This window comes from Anaerolineae bacterium (assembly GCA_011176535.1).
In the GTDB taxonomy this organism is placed as follows: domain Bacteria; phylum Chloroflexota; class Anaerolineae; order Anaerolineales; family DRMV01; genus DUEP01.
The window spans coordinates 35,115-44,807 of the sequence record DUEP01000011.1; the positions used below are offsets into that span (position 1 = coordinate 35,115).

The 9,693-nt window shown below is 64.0% G+C and carries 12 protein-coding genes; 8 read left to right on the plus strand and 4 right to left on the minus strand.

The features are described 5' to 3' along the window. Positions 1–12 precede the first annotated feature (12 nt). Positions 13–1,269 carry a hypothetical protein gene (locus tag G4O04_02400; protein ID HEY57387.1) on the plus strand — a complete coding sequence of 419 codons (1,257 nt, stop codon included), beginning with the start codon at positions 13–15 and terminating at the stop codon, positions 1,267–1,269. Then, positions 1,254–2,111, plus strand: coding sequence for a ribosomal RNA small subunit methyltransferase A (gene rsmA, locus G4O04_02405; GenBank protein HEY57388.1), 858 nt, complete (start codon positions 1,254–1,256; stop codon positions 2,109–2,111). Before G4O04_02400 ends, rsmA begins: the two co-directional genes overlap by 16 nt. On the opposite strand, the gene G4O04_02410 is transcribed toward rsmA, so the two are convergent. The 4 genes from G4O04_02410 to G4O04_02425 are packed head-to-tail and all read right to left on the minus strand — an operon-like array spanning position 2,101 to position 4,780. Continuing rightward, complete coding sequence (locus tag G4O04_02410; GenBank protein HEY57389.1) at positions 2,101–2,832, minus strand: polyprenol monophosphomannose synthase; 732 nt, start codon at positions 2,830–2,832, stop codon at positions 2,101–2,103. The two genes, rsmA and G4O04_02410, sit on opposite strands and share 11 nt — an antisense overlap. Next, a complete protein-coding gene (locus G4O04_02415; protein HEY57390.1) occupies positions 2,829–3,710 on the minus strand; it encodes a response regulator in 882 nt (293 codons plus the stop codon). Before G4O04_02415 ends, G4O04_02410 begins: the two co-directional genes overlap by 4 nt. A gap of 21 nt (positions 3,711–3,731) precedes the next feature. Beyond that, positions 3,732–4,370 carry a 4-vinyl reductase gene (locus G4O04_02420; GenBank protein ID HEY57391.1) on the minus strand — a complete coding sequence of 213 codons (639 nt, stop codon included), beginning with the start codon at positions 4,368–4,370 and terminating at the stop codon, positions 3,732–3,734. Positions 4,371–4,384: 14 nt separating this feature from the next. Then, a complete protein-coding gene (locus tag G4O04_02425; GenBank protein ID HEY57392.1) occupies positions 4,385–4,780 on the minus strand; it encodes a hypothetical protein in 396 nt (131 codons plus the stop codon). 168 nt (positions 4,781–4,948) lie between these two features. Between G4O04_02425 and ffh the strand changes: the two genes are divergently transcribed. The 6 genes from ffh to G4O04_02455 form a co-directional block, all read left to right on the plus strand. After that, positions 4,949–6,268: a signal recognition particle protein gene (ffh, locus tag G4O04_02430; GenBank protein ID HEY57393.1), complete on the plus strand. Its 1,320-nt coding sequence runs from the start codon at positions 4,949–4,951 to the stop codon at positions 6,266–6,268. A 163-nt stretch (positions 6,269–6,431) separates the two neighbouring features. Then, positions 6,432–6,779, plus strand: coding sequence for a 30S ribosomal protein S16 (rpsP, locus tag G4O04_02435; protein ID HEY57394.1), 348 nt, complete (start codon positions 6,432–6,434; stop codon positions 6,777–6,779). A 25-nt stretch (positions 6,780–6,804) separates the two neighbouring features. Next, the gene (locus tag G4O04_02440; GenBank protein HEY57395.1) at positions 6,805–7,041 is read left to right on the plus strand and encodes a KH domain-containing protein; all 237 of its coding nucleotides are present in this window, start codon (positions 6,805–6,807) and stop codon (positions 7,039–7,041) included. Then, positions 7,038–7,616, plus strand: coding sequence for a 16S rRNA processing protein RimM (rimM, locus tag G4O04_02445; protein ID HEY57396.1), 579 nt, complete (start codon positions 7,038–7,040; stop codon positions 7,614–7,616). The genes G4O04_02440 and rimM overlap by 4 nt, the downstream gene beginning before the upstream one ends. 26 nt (positions 7,617–7,642) lie before the next feature. Beyond that, positions 7,643–8,587 carry a radical SAM protein gene (locus tag G4O04_02450; protein HEY57397.1) on the plus strand — a complete coding sequence of 315 codons (945 nt, stop codon included), beginning with the start codon at positions 7,643–7,645 and terminating at the stop codon, positions 8,585–8,587. A 244-nt stretch (positions 8,588–8,831) separates the two neighbouring features. Beyond that, positions 8,832–9,693 (plus strand): IS256 family transposase (locus tag G4O04_02455; protein ID HEY57398.1); only part of this gene is annotated, 862 nt, incomplete at its 3' end.

Sequence of the window (9,693 nt, forward strand, 5' to 3'; positions counted from 1 at the left end):
CGGGTGGAGGATATGGGCGAACGCTGGCGAAAAGGGTTGCCCTACCTCGGGTTGTTGTGGGCCCTGGTGGGAGGAGGGCTGTTGCTGCTGTGGAGTTGGCTTCCGCCGCCGGCGCCCCCAGCCGAGGCGGAGCCCACGGCCTGGGTGCGGGTCTGGGCCGATGGGCAGGCGCGTCTGGCGCCGCAGCGCTCCCCCTTCCCGGCGGATGTGGTGGCGGCGGGCGGCGCGCCGCTGTTCTCCGGCGACCGGGTGCGCTGCGACGGTCGCCTGGTGGACCCCTTTGCGCCCCAGGATTGCGCCGTGCTGCAGGTGGTGCGGGCGGAGCCGATGCGCCTTTACACGCCCAACGGCCCGCGGGAGGTGTTCACCACCGCCGCCACGGTGGGCCAGGCGGCCTGGGAGGCCGGCTGGCGCTGGCGGGTGAACGCCGTGTTCTTCCCCTCCACGATCACCCCTCACGCCTGGGCCTCGGCGGTGCGTTACCGGCCCTCGCGGGCGGTGACGGTGCGCACGCCCCAGGGCGAGGCGCAACTGTGGAGCGCCGCGGCCACGGTGGGCCAGGCCCTCGCCGAAGGCGGCATGGCGTTGACCGGGCTGGATTTGAGCAACCCGCTGCCCGACGCCCCGCTGGCCGAAGAGGAACCGAATGTGGAGGTGGTGCAGGTTCGGGAGGAGGTGCTCTTAGAACAGCGCCCCCTGGCCTATGAGGTGCGCTACGAGGCGGTGCCCGACCTGGAAATTGACCACATGAAGGTGGTGCAGGAGGGGGCGTTGGGGATCGAGGTGCGGCGGGTGCGGGTGCGCTACGAAAACGGCAAAGAGGTTGCCCGGCAGGTCGAGGCGACCTGGGTGGCCCGGCCTCCGCAAGACCGCATCATCGGCTACGGCACGAAAATCGTCATTCGCACTTTGGATACCCCTGCCGGGCCCATCCGCTACTGGCGGGCGGTGCGGGTCTATGCCACTTCGTACTCCCCCTGCCGCCTGGGAACCGGGTATTGCAATGACATCACGGCCAGCGGCCGCGTGCTGCACAAGGGCATCGTGGCTGTGGTGCGTTCCTGGTTCTATGCGATGAACGGTATGCAGGTGTATGTTCCGGGTTACGGAGTGGGCGTCATTGGCGACATCGGCGGCGGGATTCCGGGGCGCCCCTGGATCGACCTGGGGTACGATGACGACAATTATGTGTCCTGGCACCAGTGGGTTATGGTGTATTTTCTCGCCCCGCCCCCTCCACCGGAGAACATCCTATGGATTCTGCCTTGAATGTCCCCCAGTTGTTGCGTCAGTACGGCCTGACGCCGGACAAGCGCCTGGGGCAGCATTTTCTGGTGGACCCTGTGGCGTTGGGCCGCATTGTGGAGGCGGCGGACCTGTCCCCCCGGGCTCAGGTGCTGGAAGTGGGGCCGGGTGTGGGCAGTTTGACCGTGGCCTTGGCGCCGCATTGCCGTCGGCTGGTGGCGGTGGAGGTGGACCCGCGTTTCCGCCTGGTGTTGGAGCGGGTGCTGCATCCCTACCCCCATGTGGAGGTGATCTTCGGCGACATCCTGGCCCAGGACCCGGCGGCGCTGATGGGGGATGAGCCGTACCTGGTGGTAGCCAATCTGCCCTATTACATCACCGGGGCGGTGGTGCGCCACCTGCTCACCGCGCGCCGACGGCCCCGGCGCATGGTGCTCACCGTGCAGCGTGAGGTGGCGGCGCGGATCACGGCCACGCCCGGGCAGATGAGCCTGCTCAGCGTGAGTGTCCAGGTGTTCGGAGAACCGCGCGTGGTGGCGCGCGTCCCTCGCGGAGCGTTTTACCCCTTGCCCGAGGTGGAATCGGCGGTGGTGCGGGTGGAGATGTATCCCGAGCCGCGCGTGCCCGAGGCGCAGTTGCCCGTGTTCTTTCGCGTGGCCCGGGCGGGGTTCGCCCAACGGCGGAAGAACCTGCGCAATGCCCTCAGCGCGGGGCTGGGCCTGACGAAGCAGGAGGTCGAGGCAGTGCTTCGTCAGGCGGCCATCGAGCCTACCCGTCGGGCGGAGAGCCTGAACATGGAGGAATGGCAGCGCCTGACGGCTTTGTTTGTGCAACGGCTGGTGGGGGAGGGCAAGGCTAAGGGGTAGGGCGACGGAGATCGCGGTAGGCTCGCCTCAGTTGCCACACCCGGAAGGCGGCCTCGATTTGGATGCGCAGCGTCATTTTGGATTCCCCCCAGCGGCGGTCGGCAAAGTAAATGGGCACCTCGGCCACCCGCAGGCCCAGCAGATGGGCCAGGTAGGCCAGTTCTACCTGGAACACATACCCTGTCGAGCGGACGCGCGCTAAGGGGAGACGCTCCAGGGCCTGGCGGCGATACAGGCGATATCCGCCGGTGACATCGCGGATGGGCAGGTTAAGGATGGTACGGGCATAAAAATTGCCAAAGGCCGAAAGGGCTTTGCGCCAGAAGGGCCAGCGTTCGTCCACACCGCCTCCCGGTACATACCGGGAACCGATGACCAAATCGTAACCCTCTTGCAGGGTGTGCCACATCACCGGCAGGCGCTCCGGAGGATGGGAAAAGTCGGCGTCCATTTCGCCCACGGCTTCGGCGCCCCAGTCCAGCGCGCGGCGAAAGCCGGCCAGATAGGCCGGCCCCAGCCCGCCTTTGCGGGTGCGATGGAGAACCTCGAGGCGTCCCAGATGCCGGGCTTTGAGGGCTTCGGCGATCTCGCCGGTGCCGTCGGGGCTGTTGTCGTCCACCACCAGCACGCGCAGCGGCAGGTCTAAAGCGAACAAAGCGGAGACCAACCGGGGGAGGTTCTCCGCTTCGTTGTAGGTCGGAAGCACGATGACCAGACTCAAGCTGTTGAACCTTTTTGGGGGGTACCGCCCAGGGCGGCCTTGAGGGCTTCGAGGGAGGAGAAGGGGCCTTGAGTGGGGTCCAGGGTGGTGATGCGGGCGCTGAGTTTGTGGGGGCCGAAGTTGCCCGCCTCACGGTCTTGCAGGGGGTAGAAGTAGTCAATGGATTGCGTCAGCCGCTCACGGATGCGCGTTTCCAGATTAGGGAGACGGTCTGGGGTGGAGATGATGATGAAATCGGTGGCCGAGAGATGGCCGAGGAAGTCGTCTTTGTTCCCCATATCCCGCACCGCGTTTTGGAGCATCAAGGTGATGGCGCGGAGCACATCGTCGGCGGCGATGAAGCCATAGCGGTCGCGGAAGACATCCAGGTGGCGCAGCGCGACGCCGATGAGCGCCCAGGGCTGATCGCTTTCCAGGGTCATCTGCAGGCGCTCATCCACCACCGGCCCCTCGGGGAGGTTGGTCACCGGGTTGGCCAGGGGGCCCATGCGGGCGCGGCGCAACGCATTGCGCACCCGCAAACGGAGTTCCTGCAGGTCGAAGGGCTTGGTGATGTAGTCGTCGGCCCCCAGTTCCAGCCCGTGCAGGCGGTCGGCGCGTTCGCGTTTCTCGGTGAGAAAGATGATGGGGATGCGGGCTGTGTGGATGTTTTGGCGCAGGCGCCTGGCGACCTCGAAGCCGTCAATGTCCGGCAGGCGAATGTCCAGGATGACTAAGTCTGGATGGGCTATCTGGCACAGCCGGATGCCGTCTTCACCCCAGTTCGCCGTCTGCACCTCGTAGCCCTGCACCTGGAAGTAGGCCATCAGCATATCAGCCACATCCAGGTCGTCTTCGATGATCAGCAGTTTGGCTGGGGTCTTTGCTGGGATGTCCATGGGCCTACGCCTTCGGAAGGGTTAACTGAGAGGTTCTTTGTGAATGATGAATTCGCAGACATCATCGCCTTTGGCAATGCACTTGGATTCATCCACGCGGAATTCGCTTCCACCGGAGACCCATTTCAGACCTTCCTGGAGCAGGCCCACGGCCATGAAGCATACCGGCTTATCGGAGGTGCCATGGCGTCCCCAGCAGACCGGGCAGCGGTGGATGGTGTACACGTACACGTGTTCTTGCTCTTCCACTGTGGATATTTGGTCGCTGAACTGGCTGAAGATTTTGGCCATGGCCGAGAGGCCGATGCGCAATTTGGCTTGGAGAGGTAGTACTTTGAAGGCTAGATCCCCCACGCCAGCTAGCGCGCCGAAATTGCGCAGACCTTCAGAGAAAGCCGCTCGCCCTGCTCGCAGGGCCAATGCCCGGCCTCCGCGCGGGCCGTACATCTCTTCCAGCGCCAGGTTGAGGGCCGAGAAGTCGGCGAAGTCAAAGGCTTTCTCTAAGTTGTCCGGTGGAAGATCATCGATGAGATGGGAAAGATGGGCCAGGTTGAGGATGGCCTTGAGGCCGTTAGGGCCCATCACCTCTTCCAGAGCCTCCAGAGTGATCCGGGCGATTTTGTTGGGGTAGTACAAACCGCTTTTGGGGATGGGGTCCATGGTTCCCTGCCCTTTTAGATGAATTTGGCGATATCTTCGGCTGCTCGGCGCATGTCGAGGAAAATCAGGCCCAACTTGGCCTGGTCGCGGGCCAAAGCGGTGAGCACGGCCTCTTCTCCGATGGCCATCAGCACGACATAGCCGTTCTGGCCTTTGATGAAAACCTGCTCCAGCGCGCCCCGTCCGAGTTCCGAGGCGATGCGTTCGCCCAGGCTCAGCATGGCGGCCGACATCGCGGACACGCGGTCTTCTTCGATGCCCTGGGGCAGGGCCGAGGCAATGGTGAGGCCGTCAACGCTCACCACGGCCGAGGCTTCAATGTCGGGCGAAGAAGCCTGTAATTCACGCAGGCGGTCAACCAGTTGTTGAGTGCGGGATTTGGCCAAGGCTTCCCTCCTTAGGTGAAGCATGCGTGGGAACATGTGCAGCAGCAGGGCTGGCTCAAATGTAGCACAACCACAGTTAACTGTCAAGTTGGAAAGGTTGTAAGGTCGATGGCAGAGGAACCTTGACCCCTTCCTTGCCTCAGGCTACAATCGAAGGGTCGAAGCAGGCCACTTTGTGCGTTGAGGGATGACATGTTTGACACTTTGACCGAACGGTTGAACACGGTTTTTCAGAATTTGCGCCGCCGGGGGAAACTCTCCGAGCAGGATGTGGATGCGGCTTTGCGCGAGGTGCGCCTGGCGCTGCTGGAAGCCGATGTGCATTACAAGGTGGTCAAGGATTTCCTCGCTCGGGTGCGCGAACGGGCCATCGGGCGTGAGGTGAGCCGGGCGTTGAACCCCGCCCAGCAGGTGGTCAAAATCGTCAACGAAGAACTCATCGCCACGCTGGGAGATGCCGCCCCGTTGAACCTCAAAGGCCCTCGCCCCCGGGTGGTGATGCTGGTAGGGTTGCAGGGCTCAGGCAAGACCACCACGGCGGCCAAACTGGCTTTGCGCTTGAAGCAGCAGGGGCAGCGGGTGTTGCTGGTGGCGGCCGACCCCTACCGCCCGGCGGCCGTGCAGCAGTTGCAGACCCTGGGCCAACAGTTGGATGTCCCTGTGTACCATGAAGGGGGGACGCCGCCGCCGGAGTTGGCCGCCCGCGCCCGGGAAAAGGCCGCTCAGGGGGGCTTTGATACCGTCATCGTGGACACGGCGGGCCGCTCCCAGTTGGATGAGGCGCTGATGGACGAAATCCGCGCCATGGCCGAGCGGGTTCAGCCCAGCGAGGTGTTGTTGGTGGTCGACGCCATGGTGGGCCAGGAGGCGGTACGGGTGGCCGAAAGTTTTCGCGACGCCGTGCCCCTCACCGGGCTGGTGCTCACCAAGATGGATGGCGATGCCCGGGGCGGCGCAGCCATTTCCATCCGTTCGGTCACCGGCGTGCCCATCAAACTGTTGGGCACCGGGGAGCGGGTTGAGGATTTGGAGGTGTACGATCCCGCGCGTCTGGCCTCGCGCATCCTGGGGATGGGCGATGTGCTGGGGCTGATCGAGCGCGCCGAGCAGGCCCTGGACGCCGAAGAGGCGGCCCGCCAGGCCGAACGGATGCTTTCGGGCGAGTTCACCCTGGAGGATTTTGCCGTTCAGTTGCGTCAGTTGCGTCGTCTGGGCTCCCTGGGGCAGATTCTGGAGATGCTCCCCGGCCAGTGGGGAAAGGCCGCGCGCCAGATTTCGCCCCAGGAAGCCGAACGCCAATTGAAGCGGGTGGAAGCCATCCTGAACTCCATGACCCCTGAGGAGCGCCGACACCCCGACATCCTCAACGCCAGCCGGAGGCGCCGCATCGCTCGCGGTTCCGGCACCACGGTAGAGGAAGTGAACCGTTTGATGAAGCAATATCGGGAGATGCGTCGCTTGATGAAGCATCTCAAGAAGACGGGGCTCCGAGGCTTTCCGGGCCTGTTCTAACACCGAGGGCGGCGGTTTCCCTTTGCAAGTTAGGGGGCTTTAAGGTAAAATAGACCGCCGTGAATACCGCAACCTGCGGGCGGCCGACGGTTCCTTCCCCGTCTCCCTCTCCCCCGCAGGCCAGCGAGAATTGGTTGAACCCTTGGAAGGAGAGGAAAACCTTATGGTCCGTATTCGTTTACGCCGCGTAGGTGCGCGAAATCAGCCGAGTTATCGGATTGTGGCAGCCCCGCAGGGCGCCAAGCGCGATGGGAAGTTCCTGGAGATTTTGGGGCATTACAACCCTCGCACCAATCCGCCGACCGTGGTGCTGAAGGAAGACCGGGTGTACGACTGGCTGAGCAAGGGCGCCCAGCCCTCGGAGTCGGTGGAAAAGATTTTCCGGATGATCGGCTTCCATGAGCGCTATGAGCGTTTCAAGCGGGGCGAGCCGGTAGAGAAGTTGCTCGAGGAAGCCGCTGCGGCCCAGGCCAAGTTCCAGGCCAACCCCAAGACCACTCAGGTGGGGTGATGGGGCGTCGAGCAAGGAGAATCCTGTGAAAGAGTTGGTGGAATACATCGCCCGTTCGCTGGTGGATGACCCCACCGAGGTCTCGGTGCGCAAGGTCCAGCGCGGCAACCTGCTGGTCCTGGAGTTGCAGGTGGCGCAGGAGGACATGGGCCGCGTGATCGGGAAGAAAGGTCGGGTGGCCAACGCCATGCGCACTTTGCTGGAGATCGCCGCAGCGCGCAGTGGCAAACGGGTTCGCTTAGAGGTGGTGGAGCCCCAATGAGTCTTCGGAGAACGCAACGCGTGGCTCGTTCGTATCGTTTACCGTCTAACGCAGGCTCGCCCCAGGGCGAGCCTTTGTATTTGGCGGTGGGAAAACTGCGTCGCCCCCACGGCATCCGGGGGGAGATGGTGATGGAAGTGCTTACGGACTTCCCCGAGCGTTTCCGGGCAGGCGCCGTGGTGTATGTCGGCCCCCGGCGGGTGCCGCTGACCATCCGCTCGGTGCGCCCCCATCGGGATTTGCTCCTGGTGGCCTTTGAGGGGTATGAAGACCGCAATCAGGTGGAGGCGTTGCGCAACATGCTGGTCGCCGTGCCCGCCGAGGAGGCCCCTCCGGCGGATGAGGGGGAGGTGTATCTCCACCAGTTGTTGGGTCTGCGGGTGGTCACCGATGAGGGCGTGGCCCTGGGGCGCCTGGTGGAGATTCTGGAAACCGGGGCCAACGATGTGTATATCGTCGAGCCTGAAGAAGGCGGAGCGGAGATCCTGCTCCCGGCCATTGACGAAGTGGTGTTGCGCATCGACCTGGAACGCGGGGAGATGACGGTGCACCTCTTGGAGGGCCTGCTTGAATGAGGGTTTAGAACCGTACCGCCGCGGTCATGGAACGCACCCCTTTCCTTCTCCCATCGCAGGCGTTTGAACCGGCCTACTTGCGCTTGTATCGAAGCGGCGAACTTCAGCGACGGGCTGCCCGGGCGCAGGAAGCATTGGCCGCCTGCCGCTTGTGCCCCCGCGCCTGTGGCGTGAACCGCCTAGCCGACGAACGGGGCGTTTGCCGCACCGGGCGGCGCGCTGTGGTGAGCAGTGCCTTCCCTCATTTTGGGGAGGAGGATTGCCTGCGCGGCTGGCGAGGCAGCGGCACCCTTTTCTTTGCCTGGTGCAATTTGCGCTGCGTCTTTTGCCAAAACGAGGAGATCAGCCATCGGGGGCAGGGCCGCGAGGTGACCGCCGAGGAACTGGCCGCGCTGATGCTTGCCCTTCAGGAGGAGGGAGTACACAACCTCAACCTGGTGACCCCGGAGCATGTCGTCCCCCAGATTTTGGAGGCCTTGGTTCTGGCTGTCGAGCAGGGCCTGCGGCTGCCCATCGTGTACAACACCTCGGCTTATGATGGCCTGGAGAGTTTGCGGCTGCTGGATGGGGTGGTCGATATCTACATGCCGGATTTCAAGGTGTGGAGTACGCAGGCCGCCCGCCGTTACCTCAAGGCGCCCGATTACCCTCAGGTGGCGCGCCAGGCGTTGCGGGAGATGCACCGCCAGGTAGGGGATTTGCAACTGGACGAGCATGGCCTGGCCAAACGGGGTTTGTTGGTGCGTCACCTGGTGATGCCCGGACTTTTGGAGGAGACCCGCGCCATCATGCGGTTCCTGGCCTCGGAGATCTCCCCGGATACCTGTGTGAACTTGATGGCGCAATACTATCCTGCCGGGGAGGTGAGTGCCGGGCGTTACGCGGAAATCAACCGCCGGATCACCCCGGAAGAGTTTCGCCAGGCCGTGGCGTGGGCGAAGGCGCAGGGCTTGTGGCGCTTTGCCGGTTAAAAAGCGCGCCCTGGCCGGGAAAGGCAGGGCGTTGGGGATGCCCCCACCGCGACTCGAACGCGGGTCTTCGGCTCCGGAGGCCGACGCTCTATCCACTGAGCAAGCAAAGGGAGGGGGTATGTCCCCCTGGTGTTATACTTTGCCCCTTGCTTACGACTTGGTCAAGGCGCCGGTGGGGAAGGGAAAGGTGTCTCTCAGTCCCGACCCGTTATTGACGTTGCTGTTTACCGAAGCCTAAGATGGTTTGCGTCTGCTCATGGAGCGGTTGCTCAACCTGCTCATGCTGGCCGAGGGCCAGGCCTATCTTCAAGCCGAACCTTACCAACGCACACCGGAGCACCGCGATCAAGCCAATGGCTTCAAGCCCAAGACCCTCAAGACGCGGTTGGGGGGCCCTGGCCTTGCGGGTACCCCAGGTACGCAAGGGTGCTTTCTACCCCTCCGTGCGAACCAAAGGGAGGCGAGCGAGCGTGCGGCGTGGCTTATCCTGGCCGAGATGGATGTCCATGGGGTGTCCACCCGCAAAGTCGCGGCTTTGGTCGAAGAGGTCTTGGGGTTCGAAGTTTCCTCGACCATGGTGAGCCGGGCGGCCCAAGACCTGGACGAAACTCTGCAGGCCTGGCGGGGACGGCCCTTGGGTGAACAGCCTTGTCGCTATCTCTGTTTGGAGGCTCCCTATGAGCATGTGCGCGTGGATGGGCAGATCCGGGATGCGGCCGTGTTGGTGGCGGTAGGGAAAGGTGTGGGCGGATGGCCACCGGCGGGTGTTGGGCGTGGAGGTAGCCTTGGGCGAGCAGGAAGTCCACTGGCGGCAGTTCTTGCAGTGCCTGGTGGCGCGCGGGGGGTGCGGGGCGTGCAGTGGATTGTCGGCGATGACCATGCCGGGCTGCGGGCTGCGCGACAGGCGGTTTTCGGCGGGGTCCCGTGGCAGCGATGCCAGTGCCACCGGCAGCAAAACGCCCAGGCCTATGTGCCCCGCAAAGCGATGCAGGCGGAAGTGGCTGCACGCATACGAGAGATGTTCAATGCCCCCAACCGTGCCCAGGCTGAACAGCCGTTGAAGGCTTGGGTCTCCGAGATGGAAAAGCGCGCGCCACGCCTGGCCC